This window comes from Variovorax sp. dw_308, assembly GCF_019207085.1.
Classification (GTDB): domain Bacteria; phylum Pseudomonadota; class Gammaproteobacteria; order Burkholderiales; family Burkholderiaceae_C; genus Variovorax.
In genome coordinates this window covers 224,750-242,674 of record NZ_JAATOM010000009.1, presented here as the reverse complement: position 1 = coordinate 242,674, position 17,925 = coordinate 224,750, and the positions used below count along the sequence as shown (strand labels likewise).

15 protein-coding genes are annotated in these 17,925 nt (G+C 65.4%); 5 read left to right on the top strand and 10 right to left on the bottom strand.

From position 1 onward, the window contains the following. Positions 1-3: 3 nt before the first annotated feature. A complete protein-coding gene (locus HCU76_RS19445) occupies positions 4-405 on the top strand; it encodes a PaaI family thioesterase (protein ID WP_218510373.1) in 402 nt (133 codons plus the stop codon). A gap of 95 nt (positions 406-500) precedes the next feature. Here HCU76_RS19445 and HCU76_RS19440 read toward each other — a convergent pair whose 3' ends face one another. From HCU76_RS19440 to HCU76_RS19420, 5 genes are all read right to left on the bottom strand, one after another. After that, positions 501-2,252 carry a GMC family oxidoreductase gene (locus HCU76_RS19440; protein WP_218510372.1) on the bottom strand — a complete coding sequence of 584 codons (1,752 nt, stop codon included), beginning with the start codon at positions 2,250-2,252 and terminating at the stop codon, positions 501-503. Between the two features lie 7 nt (positions 2,253-2,259). Beyond that, positions 2,260-3,759: an aldehyde dehydrogenase gene (locus tag HCU76_RS19435; protein ID WP_218510371.1), complete on the bottom strand. Its 1,500-nt coding sequence runs from the start codon at positions 3,757-3,759 to the stop codon at positions 2,260-2,262. A gap of 22 nt (positions 3,760-3,781) precedes the next feature. Further along, positions 3,782-5,128 (bottom strand): MFS transporter, encoded by a 1,347-nt coding sequence (locus HCU76_RS19430; RefSeq protein WP_218510370.1) that lies wholly within the window; start codon positions 5,126-5,128, stop codon positions 3,782-3,784. A gap of 139 nt (positions 5,129-5,267) precedes the next feature. Next, a complete protein-coding gene (locus HCU76_RS19425; RefSeq protein WP_218510369.1) occupies positions 5,268-6,608 on the bottom strand; it encodes an MFS transporter in 1,341 nt (446 codons plus the stop codon). Between the two features lie 47 nt (positions 6,609-6,655). Further along, complete coding sequence (locus HCU76_RS19420) at positions 6,656-7,810, bottom strand: M20 aminoacylase family protein (RefSeq protein ID WP_218510403.1); 1,155 nt, start codon at positions 7,808-7,810, stop codon at positions 6,656-6,658. Between the two features lie 184 nt (positions 7,811-7,994). Between HCU76_RS19420 and HCU76_RS19415 the strand changes: the two genes are divergently transcribed. Continuing rightward, positions 7,995-8,879 (top strand): LysR family transcriptional regulator, encoded by an 885-nt coding sequence (locus tag HCU76_RS19415; protein ID WP_218510368.1) that lies wholly within the window; start codon positions 7,995-7,997, stop codon positions 8,877-8,879. A 1-nt stretch (position 8,880) separates the two neighbouring features. On the opposite strand, the gene HCU76_RS19410 is transcribed toward HCU76_RS19415, so the two are convergent. Beyond that, on the bottom strand, positions 8,881-9,801 hold the full coding sequence (locus HCU76_RS19410) for a FadR/GntR family transcriptional regulator (protein ID WP_218510367.1): 921 nt from the start codon (positions 9,799-9,801) through the stop codon (positions 8,881-8,883). On the opposite strand from HCU76_RS19410, the gene HCU76_RS19405 reads away from it, so the two are divergent. Next, positions 9,769-10,557 carry a PaaX family transcriptional regulator C-terminal domain-containing protein gene (locus tag HCU76_RS19405; protein WP_218510366.1) on the top strand — a complete coding sequence of 263 codons (789 nt, stop codon included), beginning with the start codon at positions 9,769-9,771 and terminating at the stop codon, positions 10,555-10,557. The genes HCU76_RS19410 and HCU76_RS19405 overlap by 33 nt on opposite strands. A gap of 4 nt (positions 10,558-10,561) precedes the next feature. Here HCU76_RS19405 and HCU76_RS19400 read toward each other — a convergent pair whose 3' ends face one another. Together HCU76_RS19400 and HCU76_RS19395 are read right to left on the bottom strand one after the other, a co-directional pair. Continuing rightward, a complete protein-coding gene (locus HCU76_RS19400) occupies positions 10,562-12,193 on the bottom strand; it encodes a class I adenylate-forming enzyme family protein (RefSeq protein WP_256354293.1) in 1,632 nt (543 codons plus the stop codon). Continuing rightward, entirely contained in the window at positions 12,190-13,419 is a 1,230-nt protein-coding gene (locus HCU76_RS19395) for a CaiB/BaiF CoA-transferase family protein (protein WP_218510365.1), read from the bottom strand. The genes HCU76_RS19400 and HCU76_RS19395 overlap by 4 nt, the downstream gene beginning before the upstream one ends. Before the next feature lie 88 nt (positions 13,420-13,507). On the opposite strand from HCU76_RS19395, the gene HCU76_RS19390 reads away from it, so the two are divergent. Continuing rightward, on the top strand, positions 13,508-14,362 hold the full coding sequence (locus tag HCU76_RS19390) for an enoyl-CoA hydratase/isomerase family protein (RefSeq protein ID WP_218510364.1): 855 nt from the start codon (positions 13,508-13,510) through the stop codon (positions 14,360-14,362). Positions 14,363-14,388: 26 nt separating this feature from the next. Then, positions 14,389-15,225, top strand: a complete 837-nt coding sequence (locus HCU76_RS19385) for an enoyl-CoA hydratase-related protein (RefSeq protein ID WP_218510363.1) — start codon at positions 14,389-14,391, stop codon at positions 15,223-15,225. Positions 15,226-15,237: 12 nt separating this feature from the next. Here the strand turns inward: HCU76_RS19385 and HCU76_RS19380 are convergent, their stop codons facing one another. Both HCU76_RS19380 and HCU76_RS19375 read right to left on the bottom strand, forming a co-directional pair. Further along, on the bottom strand, positions 15,238-16,212 hold the full coding sequence (locus HCU76_RS19380; RefSeq protein ID WP_218510362.1) for a tripartite tricarboxylate transporter substrate binding protein: 975 nt from the start codon (positions 16,210-16,212) through the stop codon (positions 15,238-15,240). A 27-nt stretch (positions 16,213-16,239) separates the two neighbouring features. Next, a complete protein-coding gene (locus HCU76_RS19375) occupies positions 16,240-17,895 on the bottom strand; it encodes an AMP-binding protein (protein WP_218510361.1) in 1,656 nt (551 codons plus the stop codon). Between the last annotated feature and the right edge of the window lie 30 nt (positions 17,896-17,925).

Genomic DNA, 17,925 nt, shown 5'->3' with positions numbered 1-17,925 from the left:
ACCATGGCCGTCCAGATCGAACAAATCCCTTTTTCCGCGCACCTCGGCATGCAGTTGCAGTCCTCATGCGAGGGCCGCTCTAGCTGTACGGTCCCGCTGCGGCCAGAGCACCTGAATTCCAATGGTTTTGCGCACGGTGGCCTGACCTTCTCACTGTCGGACACGTGCATGGGCCAAGCCGTTGCCACGATGCTGGCGCACGGAGAACGTGCCGTCACAGTCGAGAGCAAGATGAACTACTTTCGGCCGGGCTCCGGCGAGTTGCTGCGCAGTGAAAGTGAAGTGGTGCATCGCGGCCGATCGCTGGCGAATGTCGAATGCCGAATCTGGGCAGGCGACCGGCTGGTCGCCACGGCCAACGGCACCTTTGCGATCCTGCGCGTTCCGGACAATCCGGCGGCGTGAAGTCGACAGCAGTGCCGATCCAATCCACCTGTCACAGGCACCAGGCCTAACCGTGCCAGGCAGGGCTTGGCGCCACTTCAGTCGCGCGTGCAAGCTCAGGCGTGCGTAACCATCGTTGAAGCCGTCACTACCGCGCGCGCTGTCTTTTGGGCCTTTCCATCGACAAGCCCATCCAACATGCCTGCAGCGATCCTTTCCGCCACCATGATCGTGGGTGCATTGGTGTTGGCGCCTGGAATCACCGGAAAGATGGATGCATCCACCACACGCAAGTTGTGAACGCCATGGACGCGCCCCGCGCTGTCCGTGACCGCGCCAGCGTCGTTCGCCGCACCCATGCGGCAGGTGCAGGACACGTGCCAGACGCCGGCGCTGGACTTGCGGATGTGACTGCGCAGGAGTGCAGGGTCCTGCAGCAGATCGGCCAACCGTGGCGCATCACGGATCACGTTCTCGAACAGGAACTTGCGCAGCGGCGCGGGGCCGTCGAGGCACGCGGCCAGGACATCGGTCAGCACCTTGTTGCGCTTGCTGAGCATGCCGATCTGGCGGACCTTCTCGCCATACGAAGCGAGGAACGGATGTTCGGTGATGGCGGACAGCGCACTCGATGCCTGCAGCGCGGCCATGCGCACGAACCCATCGGTCAGGCGTTCAATGTCCCTTTCGTCCGACAGCATGCCAAGTGACACGCTCGGAAACTGACGCCAGTCGGGCGAGTCCAGCGTGACTTCGCCCGACGCGGAGAACGGATTGTTGATGTAGGTCAGCAGCGTGCCGATGCGCTCACCCACGGCATGCCACGACGTCTTGGTCACGCCGAGCATGAGCATGTCACCCGACGGCGCGCCGACGACGCCGGAGGAATAGCGACAGCCGACGCGGATGTGATGGCGGGTCGGTCCGCTGATCCGATGCGCGCGCTTGATGTACGACGCCAGCGCGATGGAAGGATGCTCCATCAAGTTCTTTCCCACGCCCCGGAGCGACTTGACCACGGGCACGCCCATCCCGGCCAATTCATCGCCGGGGCCGATGCCGGAGCGCAACAGGATGGCAGGCGAATGAATGGCGCCGGCGGAAAGAATGACCTCCTTCGCGCGCACCGTCTCGAGTTGGCCTCGCGCCTGCAGTTCGACGCCGGTGCATCTCGTGCCATCGAAGGTCAACCGTGCTGCCGTGGTCTCGGTGGCAATCGTGAGGTTCTTGCGGCCGCGCACCTCCGCGTTGAGGTAGGCGGTCGCCACCGACACCCGCTTCTCGTCCTTGTTGGAGAGCGCGATCGGAAAGTAGCCGTCCGTGAATGCACCGTTCTGATCCTCGATGTACTTGAAGCCCTGGGATTCGAATGCCTTGCCGACCGCTTTCGCATGCCCGGGCCACACCTGGGGAAAGATGCGCCGGACCTGGATCGGCCCCGCCTTGCCATGCAGTTCGCCATCGAAGTCGAGGTCTGTCTCCGCCTTCCGGAACCAGGGCAGCACGGTGTCCCAACGCCAGCCTGCGGCGCCACGGCGTTCCCATTCGTCATAGTCCGCGGGCGCGCCGCGGTTGAAGAACTGGCCATTGATCGAGGAGCCTCCGCCGAGGATCCTCGCCTGGTCGTACTTGTCCGCGGGCCTGTCCGCAGTCGGACGTGCGCGGAGTCCGGCCCACATGAAGCTGGGGTTCAAGTAGGCCGTGCCGGGATAGCTGTCGAGAATAGAAGGCGGGATGTTGTCCAGCGGAAGGTCCTTCCCGGCCTCGCACAACAGCACGCGAATGCCGGGCGATTCAGAAAGCCTCGCTGCCAGGACGCAGCCGGCCGAGCCGCCGCCCACGATGATGTAGTCGTATTGGGAGTGCATGGCTGGCTCAGTCGATGTTGAGCCAGACGGCCTTGGTCTCGAGGAACTCCTCGATGTGCTCCACGCCGGACTCCCGTCCGTACCCGCTCATCTTGTAGCCGCCGAACGGAACGGCGGCGTCCATCGCCTGGTAGCAGTTGACCCAGACCGATCCGGCGCGCAGGCCCTGCGACATCTTGTGCGCCGTCTTCAGGCTTTTCGTCCAGACGCCGCTGCCCAGGCCGAGATCGGAGTCGTTGGCGCGCCGCAAGACTTCGTCGATGTCGTCGAATGGCAGTGCGGAGATCACCGGCCCGAAGATCTCTTCCCTGGCGATGCGCATCTCGTCGGTGACGTCGGCAAAGACCGTGGGCCGCACGAAGTAGCCTTCATCGAAAGGTTCCGTCGTGCAGCGCTCGCCGCCGCAGAGAGCGCGCGCTCCCTCGGCATGGCCGATGTCGAGGTAGCTGACCACCTTCGAGAGGTGCCGTTCCGAGACCAGAGGACCCAAGTCCGTCGCCGGATCGGCCGGGTCGCCCACCACCAGCTTGCTTCCGTAGGCGGCGACCCGATCGACAAATTCATCGTAGACCTGCCGTTGCACGAACAGCCGGGTGCCGGCGCTGCAAACCTGCCCCGAGTTAGAAAAGACCGCCATCGCGGCCGCCGGCACGGCCAGGTCGAGATCGGCGTCCGCGAAAACGATGTTCGGCGACTTGCCGCCCAGTTCCAGCGAGAGGCGCTTCACGTTGCCCGCGGACGCAGCGATGATGCGTTGACCCACGTCGGTCGATCCGGTGAAGGTGATCTTGTTCACGCCCCGATGGGCACTCAACGCGGCGCCCACGACACCCTGCCCCGTGATGACGTTGAGCACGCCCGGTGGCAGACCGGCCTCGGCGCAGATCTCAGCCAGCCGCAACGAGGACAAGGGCGTCTGCTCGGACGGCTTCAAGACCACCGTGCAACCGGCCGCCAGCGCCGGCGCGATCTTCCAGATGCCCAGCGTCAGCGGGCCGTTCCACGGCGTGATGGCGCCGACCACGCCCACCGGCTCTTTCACGGTATACGAGAGCACATTGCCGGGAACCGAGTTCGCAATGGTGGCCCCGTGCGGCATCGTGGCCAGGCCCGCATAGAAACGAAGCAGCGAAAGGGCACGGCCGCGCATCGCACGGGTGCGCGTCAGCGGCGCGCCCATGTTGAGCGTGTCGAGCGCAGCCAGCTCGTCGTAGTGCTTCTCGACGAGATCGGCGATCTTGAGCAGCAACTGCTGCCGCCCCTGCGGCTTGACCCGCGCCCATGCGCCCTCGAAAGCCGCCCGCGCCGCGCTGACCGCGCGATCGACATCCACCTCGTTGCCGTCGGCGATTTCCGCGAGCGGCTGGCCGGTGGTCGGGTTGGTGACCCAGTAGGTCTTGCCGGAGGCGGCGGGGCTGTATTCGCCATTGACGTAGAGCTGCTTCGGTCCGCCCTTGAGGAAGTCCGCACCAGACTCCAGCGCGCGATTGTGTTGCCAGATCGTCATTGGGTTTCGTCTCGTTGATTTTTCAGCCGGGCTGCACGGAAGGCTGTGGCTGGATTGACCTTGCTCGCTGCTCCACGCCGCGCAACAAGAAGGTCGCAATGGCGGAGACAAGCAGCAGCCCACCGAACAGCATCAACCCAGTGGACTGCGAGCCGGTCGCATCCTTGATCCACCCGACCACGAAGGTCGCGGCAAACCCGCCAAGATTGGCAATCGAATTGATCAGCGCGATACCTGCGGCGGCAGCGGTGCCCGAGAGAAACAGGCTGGGCAGGCACCAGAACACCGGGAACGATGCAAACGCGAACGCGTTGGCGACAGTGAGCAGCACCAGTGACAGCACAAGGCTGTGCGTGCTCTGCGCCGTCGCGATCAGCGCCATGCCGGTGACCACGAGGGTCAGGGTCAGGTGGCCCCACCGTTCCTTCCTGCGATCGGAGCTTGCGGAGACCACCAGCATCAGGACGATAGCCGCGACGCTCGGAATGGCGGTCAACCAACCGATCGTGAAGGCACTTCCTGCACCGGCCTCCTTCAGCATGGATGGCAACCAGAAGCTCACGATGTAGGTCGCAACGGCAATCGTCATGTCGATGAAGCCGAGCAGCAAGATCTTCGGGTCCCTGAACGCCTGCATGGCGTTGTGCTTCTGCTCGGGCTCTGCGTGCTTCTTCAGCTCCGCTTCAAGGTGATCCTTTTCGCTGTCGTCGAGCCAACGCGCAGAGCGAATGTTGTTGGGCAAGACCATGAAAAGCGCAATGCCGAGCACCACCGAGGGAACAGCCTCCAGCAGGAACAGCCATTGCCACCCAGCCCAGCCGTTCACACCGTGGAAGGCGGTCATGATCCAGCCCGACAGCGGCCCGCCCAGCACGCTGGCCAGCGGCAGGCCGACGAGGAACAGACCGAAGATGCGGCCCCTTCGCCTCGCCGGATACCACAGCGTGAGGTAGTAGAGGATGCCGGGCAGAAAGCCGGCCTCCGCCGCGCCCAACAGGAAGCGCACCAGATAGAACTGCGTCGGGGTCTGCACCAGCATGGTGGCCGCCGACAGCAGCCCCCACGTCACCATGATGCGACCCAGCCAGATCCTGGCGCCGACGCGGCTCAGGATCACGTTGCTCGGCACTTCCAGCAGGATGTAGCCGATGAAGAACAGACCCGCGCCCAGGCCGTAGACCGTGTCGCTGAACTTGAGCTGGTCGAGCATCTGCAGCTTGGCGATGCCCACGTTGATGCGGTCCAGGTAGGCCGCGAAGTAGCAAAGACAAAAGAACGGGATCAACCGCAAGCTGACCTTGCGATAGATCGCCTCCGAGGCTGCGGGATCGACCGGCAATGTCACATTTCTCGTCGCTGCTGGCTGCATGTGTGTCTCCAATCCTGGAATCCGTCACGTCGACGGAGGGGCTCCGTCTTATTGGGTCACCCATTATGGTGTTTGCGGATTCTCCAGTCTTTGTTCGATGCCGTCAAGGCGATGCGTGCACGTGGAAGCGTGCTGCGATTCAATCTTCCAGCGCGCGCTCCCGACTCTCCGGCAACGCAAGCATCGCCAGCGCCGTGATGACACTGGTGCCAGCGACATACCAGGCCGGTGCGGCCGGGTTGCCCGTCGCGTCGATCAGCCAGGTCACGACGAACTGGGTGGTGCCGCCGAACAGGGACACGCCCACCGCATAGGCGATGGAGAGACCCGTTGCACGAATGCCGCGCGGCAGCAACTCAGGAATCGCAACCAGTGACGCGCCACCGCTCAAAGCGGTCAGAGCCGCGAGCAACGTCGTCACGGACAGCAGCAACGGCACGCTCGGGAATGCGATCAACAGCATGAATGCCGGCAACGTGAGCACGGCAGTCGCAACGCGCGGCCACAGCATCACCGGCTTGCGGCCGTAGCGATCGCACAGCCAGCCGCCAAGCAATGCGAACACCAGCGTCGCGAGGCCCACCATCACCGTCGCGCCCATCGCGATCAACGGCGGGAACTTCAGCGTCGTGATGGCATAGGTCGTCATGTAGTTGCCCACGTAGTTCGACACCGTTCCGCCCAGAATCACCAGCACGGCCAGCACGATGATCCTGCGGTGGTGCCACAGGCCGCGCACGCCGACGCTCGTAGCGGGGGCGGGTTCGCCGTGCAGGGTCTCGGGCATCTCGCGTCGCAGGTAGAAGGCGATCGGCACCAGCAGCAGGCCGACCGCGAACGGCACGCGCCAGCCCCAGCTTTGCAGTTGCTCGGGCGTCAGCAAGGCGATCATCACGACACCGAACACGCCGGCGACGAGGGTTGCAATGCCCTGGCTTGCCGATTGCCAGCTCGCATACAGGCCGCGCTGGTGGGACGGCGCCGACTCGATCAGGAACGCGCTCGATGGCCCGACCTCGCCGCCGAGGGCCAGGCCCTGGACCAGGCGGCACAGGACGACGATGATGGGCGCGGCCATGCCGATGGCAGCATACGAAGGCGTCAGCGTCATGCCGAGCGTGCCAACCGTGATCAGCGCGATGGTCAGCAGCATGGCCGGCTTGCGCCCTGCCCTGTCTGCATATGCGCCGATCAGCACGCCGCCGAGCGGACGCGAGACAAAGCCGACACCGAACACGGCCACCGACAGCAGCAGGCTTCCGAGCGGCGTCGCGGCCGGGAAGAAGGTCCTGCCGATGTAGACCGCGAAGAAGGCGTAGGTGACAAAATCGTAGAACTCGAGCGCATTGCCGGCCACGGTGGCGGCGACGATTCGCTTGGGTATACCGTTCGCCGCAGCGGGCGCAACGGCGGATTCAGCGGGCGACCAAGTCGCGGATGCGGTCCGCGGGAGGGTGATCGGCATGGCAGTGGCGTTCATGATCTTGGGCTTTCGCGAAAGAAGGGATCGGAAGCTGGAAGCCGCGCTTACGCGCAGAGGAATCGCGCGACCAGCAGCGACCAGTACGCCGCGCCGACCGCGATGTTCTGGTCGTTGAAGTCGTAGCCGGGGTTGTGGACCATGCAGGCGCCCGCGCTGTCGCCGTCGCCATTGCCGATCAGGAGGTAGCTGCCCGGCACCCGCTCGAGCATGAAGGCGAAGTCTTCGCTGCCCGTCAACGCGGGGCCCTGCGGCGTGACGGCCGCCACTCCCACCAGTTCGACGCCAATGGCGCGCGCGAAGGCGGTCTCGGCCGGCGTATTCACCAGCACGCAATAGCCGGTGCGCCATGCGATGTCCGCGGTCAGGCCATAGCTCTCGGCCTGCGCCTGGACGATCGCCTTGATGCGGCGCTCCAGCATGCCGCGCACCTCGCGGTCCAGGGCACGCACACTCAGTTCCATCGTGGCACTGGCTGGAATGACGTTGTTGGCCTTGCCGGCGTTCAGTGCGCCCACGGTGACCACCGCCATCTGCAGCGGGTCGACATTGCGCGACACCACGGTCTGCAAGGCCATGACGATGCTGGAGGCCGCGACCACCGGGTCAATGGCCTTGTGCGGAATTGCGCCGTGACCGCCGACACCGTGCAAGGTGATCGTCGCGTAGTCACTCGACGCCGCGGCGGAGCCTTCGCGGAACACCAGGTGTCCTTGCGGGATGCCAGGCATGTTGTGCATCGCAAACACCGCGTCGCAGGGATAGCGGTCGAACAGGCCATCCTCGATCATGCGCAGGGCGCCGCCACCGCCCTCCTCCGCCGGCTGGAAGATCAGGTTCAGGGAGCCCTCGAATGTGTCGTTCTGCGCAAGGTCGCGCGCCGCAGCCAGCAGCATTGCGGTGTGGCCATCGTGACCACAGGCGTGCATCACGCCGGGACGCTGGCTGGTCCATTCGGTGCCGCTGGCTTCGTTGATCGGCAGTGCATCCATGTCCGCGCGCAGGCCGAGGCGTTTTGTTCCGTTGCCGCGTACCAGTTGCCCGACCACGCCCGTGCCACCGATGTTGCGTTCCACCCGATAGCCCCAGCCCTCCAGCTTGGCTGCCACCAGCGCGGCCGTGCGGTGTTCCTCGAATGCGAGTTCGGGTTGGCTGTGGATCTCGCGGCGCAAGCGGATGAATTCGCCAATCTGCATTTCCATCGCGCTGGCGAGATAGGCCCCTGCGGCTTGACTGTCGTACATGGTGCTTCCTTTGAGGTGTGGGTAGGGCCCGAAGCGATTCACCTCGGGAATGCCGCAACTCTAAAAATCCGGAAGCCTCCAGTCCAATGCATTGTTTCTAGGGATACGATGCCTTCACCGCATGCATCTACAAGGCGCGCTCATGACACTGGTCCAACTCCGGCATCTTCTCGCCTTGGCAGAAACTGGTTCATTCACTCGCGCGGCAGAAGCGGTGTTCCTGACGCAGCCCGCGTTCAGCCGCAGCATCCGCACGCTGGAGGACGAACTTGGCCAGCCCCTTTTCGACCGCGTCGGCAAGCGCAGCGAGGTGACCCCGTTCGGGCGCGAGATCGTGGCGCGCGCGAAATACCTTGTGTTCGATGCCGACGAGCTTGCCGCCAGCGGACGCAACATGAGCGAGGGTCGCACCGGTACCGTGCGCATCGGCATGGGGTCGGGACCGGGCGCCATCCTGATGACGCCGCTGTTGATGGAGATGACGACGCGCCATCCCACGATCCACATCGACGTTGCACGCGGCGACACGTCTTCACTCGTCCACGCATTGCGCGAACGCAAGCTCGATGCGCTGGTCGTCGACGTGCGCTCGCTGTCACCGGGACCGGACCTCCGGATCACGACCTTGGTCGAGATGCGCGGCGCGGTGATGTGCCGCGCAGGCCATCCGTTGACGCGCTGGAAAGGCGCGCTGCGGTTCGCCGTGCTGCGGCAGTATCCGATCGCCTCCACCCCCTTGAGCGATGAGGCCGCGCGTGCCATGGTCGAGCGCTACGGAAACGCCGCGCATCCGCAGGAGTGCGTCACCGTGCGTTGCGAGGAAATTCCCAGCCTGGTGGAAGTGGCGCGGCACAGTGACGCCCTGCTGCTGGCCATCCGCGCAGCCGCGCCCGACCTGGTCGAACTGCCGCTCAAGCCGCCGCTGTCAACGATGGCGCGTTTCGGCCTCGTGACCTTGTCGCGCCGCTCCGAAGCGCCCGCGCTGTCGATCGTCCGGGAGTTGATGGAAAAGCTGATGCACGACTGAGCTACTCGTGCGCGCGCTTCTCCGCGACCTGCCGAAGATAGATGGTCCGCAGGCGCAGCAGGTGGCTTCGCATCCGCTCGCCGGCAGCCTCCGAATCGCGCGCCCGAAGGTGGCCGAGCAACTGGCGGCGCAAGGGCATGACGGACCGATTCGATGTCGGACCGACCTCATCGACGAAGCGCTGGGTGATCGCAGTGACCGCCTCGGTCAGCGTGACCAGCAAGGGATTGCGCGTCATGCGTGCCAGCATGCGATGAAACTCGAGGTTGATCGCGGTGCGCCGCGAGAAATCGTTGTCGCGGGCTGCCTGTTCTGCGAGCTTGACGTTTTCCTCCAGCGCATCGATCTCTTCGACCGTGCAGCGCTTGCACGCGAGTTGCACCACTTCCACGCCGATCAGGATGCGTACTTCGGTGAGGTGTTCGGGCTGGATCGTGCCCAGCGAATACAGGTCGGAGATGCCTGCCATGACCGCATCGCCGCCGCCGTCACGGATGAAGGCACCCCCGGCGGACCCCTTCTTCATCTCCAGCAACCCGCTGTCCACAAGCGAGTGCAAGGCCTGCCGCACCGAGTTGCGGCTGACGCTAAACTGCTCTGCAAGTTCACGCTCGGAAGGCAGTCGATCACCGGCCTTCAACTGATGGGTCGCCAGCAAGTTGCGGATCTGGGCCTGGATTTCCTCGGCAGGACGCGTCCCCACCACCGGCGTGAACCGCATGGCCGACTTGACCGCGGCTGGTTGCTTCTCTTTCATCCCGACGTTCCTTGCCATAGCGCTGCGATCCATGATTTTCATATCGATGTTAACGACCGGACCATGCCACGCGTAAAGCAGGAGAACGCTTCGACGACGCCGGCACGTGTCAGCCCAGGCAGTGCGCGCTCGGTGCTGCTGACCCTTCTCGGCGAATTCGTTCATCCGACCCATGAGTCGACCTGGACCTCGACCCTGCTCTACGCGTTCCATGGCGTTGGCATCGCCGAAAAGTCGGCTAGGCAAGCCATTGCCCGAGCGTCCGCTGCGGGCTGGATCGAGAACGATCGCGAGGGCCGCCGCGCTTCGTGGCGCCTCACCGCCAGCGCCGATGCACTGATCGGCGAAGGGTCGCGGCGCGTGCGGGGCATCCGCAGCAGCATCGAATCCTGGCAGGGCGAATGGGTGGTGCTGCACATCTCGCTGCCGGAGTCGCGTCGCGCCGATCGCCTGCGCGTCTACCGGGCGCTCAGCTGGCTCGGCTTCGGCAACCCGACGCCGGGGCTCTGGATCTGCCCGCATGCGGATCGCGCAGAAGCAGCACGCAAGACGGTCGAGGAGATGGGACTCACGGAACACACCATCGCGCTGAACGCGCACTCGCTTGGCTTCGGCGTTTCCGAGCGCGACCTGGTCGCACAGGCATGGGACCTCCAATCGATCTCGTCGCACTACGACGCACTGGTCGAACGCTTCGCCGGCCTTCGTCCCCGCAGCGAAGAAGCGATCTTCTTCGCGCACATCGAACTGGTGAACGAACTGCAGCGGCTGCCGTCGATCGACCCCGGCCTGCCAGTGCCCTTGCTGCCCACCGGCTGGCAAGGCACGCGCGCCGCCACGCGCCTCAACGAGTTGCGCGCCAAGTGGCGAGACGCCGCTCATGCGCACTGGCGCACCGTCTCGCGCGAGCACGACGACTAGAAGGTCAGTCCCCGCCCCAGCGCTTCGGCAAGTCGCGCTTCAGGATCTTGCCCGTGGCATTGGTCGGCAAGGGTCCGTCATGCAGCCACCAGCGCGATGGCACTTCGAACTTGCCGAGGTTGGCAAGCGCATGTTCGCGCAGTTGCTCGACGGTGACCGGCATGTCGTCACGCAAGACCACCACGGCGCCAACCTCCTCGCCGAGGTCCGCGTGCGCCAACGGCACGACCGCCGCCTCCCGCACCGATGGATGGGCCAGCAAGGCATGTTCCACATGCGCGCAAGCAATGTTCTCCCCGCCACGGATGATGATGTCCTTCGACCGGCCGACGACGTAGAGGTGGTCGCCCTCGATGCGCCCGAGGTCGCCGGTCTTCACCCAACCCTCGGCATCGGCGATCGGCGTGGCATCACGCCAGTAGCCACTCGTCAAGGTCGGCGTGCGCGCAAGGATTTCGCCGATGCCGCCGGCATCCGGTGCGTCGATTCGAAGTTCCACCACGGGCAAGGCGCGGCCGACGCAGCCCGGGCGCCCTTTCACGTCGTCGGCTGAACCCGCTGCCAGGACGCCACCCGCCTCGGTCAGTCCATAGAGGCTGCCGACGCTCTTCTTCGTCGCCGGAAAGGCCCGCTGCACCTTCGCACGCAACTTCGCGGAGATGGCGGCGCCGCCCATCGGGATCGAGCGCAGGCTGGAGGTATCGAAAGCGTCGAAATCCTCGAAGTCGACGACGCGCGACACCATCGTCGGGATGCTGCCCCACACGCGCACCTTCTCGCGCTGGATCAGGCCCAGGACCTCGGCGGGATCGAAGCGTCCCTCCAGGAACACCAACGCGCCACCGGAGAGCAATGTCGAAAAGCTGATCTGGATGCCGGCGAGGTGGAACAGCGGCACCGATAGCAGGCTGACCGTGCCGGGCTTGTCGATCGGCAATTCGCTGGGCAGGCGCCCAGTCAGCACGAGGAGATTCTGGATGTTCGCCACCACGCCCCGGTGCGACATCATCACCCCCTTGGCAGCGCCGGTGGTGCCGGAGCTGAACATGATGATGGCGATGTCGTCTTCGCCGACCGGCGGCGTCGGGGGCTGTGCCACTTGCTCGCTCGAATCGACGATTGCCCGCAGCGCGCGCAGGTCGATCGGATGGAATCGCTCGTCGATCGCATGCGCGCCGCTGCGATCGGTCAGCACCGCGGCGGGTTCGATCAGCGCGAGCGCGGTGCGCGTTTCATCGTCGCCCCACCAGGCGTTCGCCAGGACCGCCACGCCTCCGAGCAATTGCACAGCCCAGAACGACGCCAGCCACTCCACGCTGTTGTAGCCGAGCAGCACCACGCGATCGCCTTGCCGGATGCCGCGCGCATGCAGGTGCCCGGCAACCCGATGCACGGCCGCCTCGAAGGCGGCGAAGCCGAGCCTTCGTTCTCCCTCGATCACGAAGGGGCGCGTACCCCAGCGTCGCGCGTCGTGCAGCAACTCGGACAACGAACGCGGACGTTGCGCGTACACGCGGCAGGGGTGGCCCGCAACCACGCCCGCCTCCACGCTGCGACCCCAGCGCTGTCGTGGCTGCAACGCGGGCTGCCGCGCATCGACGGCTTCTGCTTTAGGGGGCATCTCGAACGCGGTCATGCGGTGGCCTCGCGGGCGCCGGCAAGCGCTTCGATTTCCTGCTCTCCATATCCAAGTTCCGTCAGCACTGCCCGCGTGTGCTGGCCGGACTCGGGCGGCGGCGGCACCTCACCGCGGTTGACGCCATCGAAGCGAACGGGCGCATCGACCGACCGGACGTCGTCCACCGTCACCCACGCACCGATCGCATCGGCCTGTTTGTCGATCATTACTTCCGCAGGCGTCTGGATCGGCGCCCACCAGACATCGTGCACATCGAACTTCTCCACCCAGTACGCGAGCGGCTGCGCATTGAAGGCCTGGTCCAGGAGCGCAATCAATGCCTTGCTGTTCTGCGCGATGCCACGTGCGTCGCGAAAGCGTTCGTCTTCCACCAGGTCGGCCCGGTCGATGGCTCTCAGCACCGGACCGACATGCCGTTTCGCCTCGACGCCCACCAGGAAGAACCAGTGGTCGTCCGAGGTTCGGTAGGAGTTGTAGAGCGGCGTGCGGGTCTCGTCGCGCGGCTTGGGCGGACGCGGATTGCCACCGAGCGCCTGCTGCCCCAGTTCGCCGGCCAGCGCCCACATGCCGGTGCGCATCAGCGAAGCCTCCACGAAGCGGCCGCGGCCGGTTTGCTGCCGGTCCATCAGCGCCACCAGCACGCCCGATGCGGCCGTCATGGCGGTGAATGCATCGCCGATGCCCTGCAGCAATGCCGCGGGTGGCGTGCCTGCAGTCGTGATCTCGTGCGCGATGCCGGTACGTCCGTAGAAGGCCGCAATGTCGTAGCCCGGCCGGTCCTGGTCGGGACCGCCCCAGCCATAGGCGCTGAGTGCGCAATAGACCAGACGCGGATAACGCTCGCACACCTCCTTGTTGCCGAGCCCCAGGCGCTGGAGCGCGTCAGGCCGAAGGTTGGTCAGCAGCACATCGGCATTTTCCAGGAGCCGGTCCAGCGCGGCGCGGCCCCGCTCCGTCTTGACCTCCAGCTCGATCGAGCGCTTGCCGCGATTGGCCGCGATGAACGCACCGTTGGGCGTGCCCTTGCGCGCGCCCATCGAGGCAAAGATGGTGCGCATCGGCTCGCCGCCCGGCGGCTCCACCTTGATGACGTCGGCGCCCCAATCCGACAACAGACCGGCTGCCAGCGGACCGGCCATCCAGTGGGCAAGCTCGACCACGCGGATGCCGCGCAGGGGTTTGACAGCCGAGTGGTCGGCAATGGGTTCAGAGGTTGTGTTCATGGATTTAATGCTACAGACAATTGACGCAAATATCAATCTCTGTATCATGAAGGCAGCCACGCACCCGACCCCCTACCCGGAGCACCGAATGACTGACCCGTTGATCGTCGAAAAAGAAGGCCCCGTCGCGCGCCTCATCCTCAACCGGCCCGAGAAGCACAACGCTATGCGCTTCGCCGACCTCGACGTACTTGTCGAGGCGCTGCACGACGCGGAGGACGACGACGACATCAAGGTCATCGTCCTCAAGGGCAACGGCCCATCGTTCTGCGCGGGTCACGACTACAACGACGCGATCCGCTCGTACGGGCTGGAAGGCGACGGCAGCGGCACGAAGCCCCGGCGCCCCAGCCAACGCTCGCGCCTGATGCGCGACCGCAAGCTCGGGGCCAACTACATGGCGTTCCAGAATTCGTTGAAACCGGTCATCGCACAGGTCCATGGACATTGCACCGGCGCGGGCCTCTACCTCGTGGAACTGGTCGACCTCGCGATCGCCTCCGAGGACGCTTGTTTCAGCCACGCCGAGCAGCGCCTGGGCCTGGCCGGCAACACCTGGCACCTCAACAGCCAGATCCTGATGTACGGCGCCAAGAAGGCGCGCGAACTCCTGCTGCTGGGAGACACTTTCGACGGACAGGAAGCCGAACGGATGGGCCTCGTCAATCGCGCCGTGCCCCTGGCCGACCTGGAGTCCACCGTGGAGGCTTGGGCACAGAAGATCAGCAAGCATGCACGCGACGCGCTGGTCACGGGCAAGGCGATGCACCAGATGGCACTCGACAGCCTCGGCGCGAGCCAGCAGTTCTACCGCGGCTACGTGGGCCACACGCTTGGCACCAACCTGCGCTTCGAGAGCGACGAGTTCAACTTCCTGCGCGAGCGCCGCCAGGAGGGCACCACCTCCACCTTCAAGAACCGCGACAAGCGCTTTGCCGAATGACCCACGCAACAGATAGCGAGCACACCATGGAACTCCACGTCATCGAATCCGCGGTCGAGGACCACGTGGGCATTGTTCGATTGAATCGCCCCGAGCGCGGCAACTCCTGGACCACGCGCATGAACGCGGAGTACCGCTGGGTGATGCAGTCGATGGAAGACAACCCCGAGGTGCGCGTGATCCTGGTGACGGGCGCTGGCAGGCAGTTCTGCGTCGGCGCCGATTTCAAGGCACTCGACCACTACAAGGCCAGCGACAAGGACTATGTCGAGAGCAGCCGCAACGAGGAAATGGCAAGGCCCGGCCACGGCGTGCGGGAGGAGTTCGACCACGAACTGGTGTGGCACTGGGGCTTGTCCAAGCCCGTGATCGCCGCGGTCAATGGCGCGTGTGCAGGCATCGCTGTGGCGTTGACGGCGTTTTGCGACTTGCGCTACGCCGCAGCCGGGGCCAAGTTCACGACTTCGACACCCCGGCTTGGCCTGCCCGCGGAATACGGGCTCTCCTGGGTGCTGCCTCGCATCGTCGGCCTCACGCGCGCAGCCGAAGTGCTGCTGAGCGGTCGCGTGTTCCGTGCGGAAGAGATGCTGGCGATGGGCTTTCTGAACGGCGTGCTGCCAGCGGAAGACTTTGCGGCCTCGGCGATGCGAGTCGCGAAGGACATGGCCACCAGTGTGTCGCCCACGGCAGTCAAGGCCGCCAAGCGCCAGCTCTATGCCGAGCAGATGCACCTCGACCCGGGTCGTTCGGTCGAGGACTCGAAGGTGCTCACCGGCAAGCTCCTCAAGCAGCCCGACTTCAGGGAGGGCGTTGCCGCCGCGCAGGAAAAGAGGGCGCCGAAGTTCGGCGCCCTCGCTGCTTGACCAAAGCGTCCCTCAACGCTCCTTGAGGTTCCCGCTCGCCACCAGCTTTTTCGCGGTCTCGACGTCGCGAACGAGACCGGCGGCGAAGGCCTTCGAATCGAGCAGTTCGGGCACCATGCCCGAGCGACTCATGAAAGCGGCCATGCGCTGCGACATGGCCACTTTCGAGATCTCGCCCTGCAGTTTGTCGAGTCGATCCTTCGGCAAGCCGGCCGGTGCGAAGAAGCCATACCAGACGCCGGCCTGGAAGTCCTTCTGGCCGATGCTCTCGGCGAGCGTTGGCACCTCCGGCATTTCAGGCAGGCGCTCGCGAGAGCCCACTGCGAGCGCACGCAACGACCCCGCCTTGATCTGCTGCGAAGCCGCAGTCACCGACACCAGGCTGACCAGCACGTTGCCGGACATGACATCGGTCAACGCTTGCCCGGTGGCCTTGTAGCGCACCTCTTCGAGTTTCAGGCCGGTGGCCTGGTTCAGCAACTCACCATAGACCTCGCCCGGAGAGCCGACGCCCGCCGACGCGTAGTTGGCCTGCTCGGGATGCTTGCGCACGTAGTCCTTCATTTGCTGGAAGTTCGTGAAAGGCGACTTTCCCGAGGTGATCAGCACCAGGGGCACTGCTCCCACGCGAGCGATCGGCACGAAGCTCGTCAGCGCGTTGTAGGGTGGCTTGGGCATGGCCTGCGGCGACGTGACGAAAGGCGGGTTGGCAGTGAACAGCAACGAGTAGCCGTCGGCCGGCGCACGCGCCATGTAGGCCGTGCCGATCGCTCCCGCCGCGCCTTCGCGGTTCTCGACGAACACCGGCACGCCGAGCGGCTGCCCCAGTTGCTGGGCGAATTCACGCGCCAGCAGGTCGAGCCCATTGCCTGCCGAATACGGCACGACGATCGCGATCTTGTCGGAGGGATAGGCTTGGGCATGCACAACGCCGGTGGTGCCGGCCAGCGCGCATGCAACACCCAGCGCGGTGAGCATCTTCTTCATCTGGTGTCTCCTTTGGGATTTTCCGATTCAGGCGCGCACGCTCTCGCGCACCGGCTTGGCGAAGGGCTGCGGCGTGATGCCACCCTGCCGGATACTTTCGCGCAAGGCGAACTTCTGGATCTTTCCGGACGACGTCGTCGGGAACGCATCGACATAGAACCATTGCGCCGGCGTCTTGTAGGCCGCGAGTGACTTGCGGCAATGCGCGTGCAGTTCGACGGCATCCGGGGGCGGCAGGTGCGGGTTCAGCACGACGACAGCGGCGACGACCTCTCCCCACTTGGGGTCCGGCACGCCGACGACGCTGGCCTGCCGCACGGTCGGATGCGTGGCCAGCACGTCTTCGATCTCGCGCGGGTAGACGTTCTCGCCGCCACGGATGATGCAGTCCTTGAGCCGACCCGTGATGCGCAGGTAGCCGGCAGCGTCCATCGTGGCCTGGTCACCGGTCTTCAGCCAGCCGTCCGGCGTGATCGCCTGGTCAGAGGCCTGCGCAGCGTTGAAATAGCCGAGCATGGTCTGGTAGCCGCGTGCCCAGATCTCGCCCGGCTCGCCCAGCGGCAGCACGGCGCCCGTCTCGGGATCGGCGATCTTGACTTCCATTTGTGGCGCAGGTTGGCCGATCGTGGTCGCCTGCCGCTCGGCCTCGTCGTCGGGGCGGGTCTGGCAGATGACGCCATTGAGCTCCGTCTGGCCGAAGGTGATGGTGAAACGGCATCCGAAGGTGGCGCTGGCGCGCCGGACCAGGGAAGCCGGGACCGAGGAGCCGCCGCTCATCACGGTCTTCAGCGAAGTGAGGTCGCGGGCCGCGAGACTTGCATGCTCCAGCATGGCGAGCAGCATCGTAGGCACTGCATGCACGTGCTGCACCTGCTCGCTCTCGATGAGGTCGAGCATCACGCCCGCGTCGAAGCTGGGCAGCAGCACGAAGGTGCCCCGGCGCGAGAACGCGCCGATCTCGCTCCCCGCACATCCGCCCACGTGAAAGAGCGGCATCGCGCTCGCCCAAGGCGCACCGTCGGCCACGCCGGCGCGCTGCGCGGCGAAGCGCGCTGCGTTGATCACGCCGCGATGGTGCAGGCAGGCGCCCTTGGGCTTGCCGGTCGTGCCGGAGGTGAACTGGATCTGGATCATGTCGCCGGGCGCAACGAGCGGCAGTTCGACGGTGGGATTGCTGACCGCGACGAAGGCATCCCAAACGGTGAAGGAAATGACTTCGCGCAACTGCGGCAGTTCGGAGCGAATCGTGCGAATCACTTCCGCCATGTCGGTGTCGCGATAGCGGTCGGTGTGGAAGATCCCGGCGGCCTTGGCTGTTCCGAGCACATGCGCCAGTTCTGCCGCCAGGTAGGCCGGGTTGACCGTGACGAGCACCAGGCCGGCCAGCGCCGCACCATGCTGCAACAGCACCCATTCGGCGGAGTTGGCGGACCAGACTGCCACGCGCTCGCCTGGTTGGAACAGACGCAACAGGGAACGCGCAACGACCTCAGCCGACTGGAGTAGTTGCAGGTAGGTCCAGCGCCGACGCGCGCTTGCATCCGGCACGCCTTCGACGAGGGCGATGCGATCGGGCACTTCGGAGGCCAGTTCCCGTAGCAGATCGCCCAGCGTCGTGTCCAGTACGTCGGCAGAGGTGTCGGCACTCCAGTACGAGTCGGTGAGGCATACGTCGCGTGGCATCCGGAAGTCTCCTGTGCTTGAATCAATGGG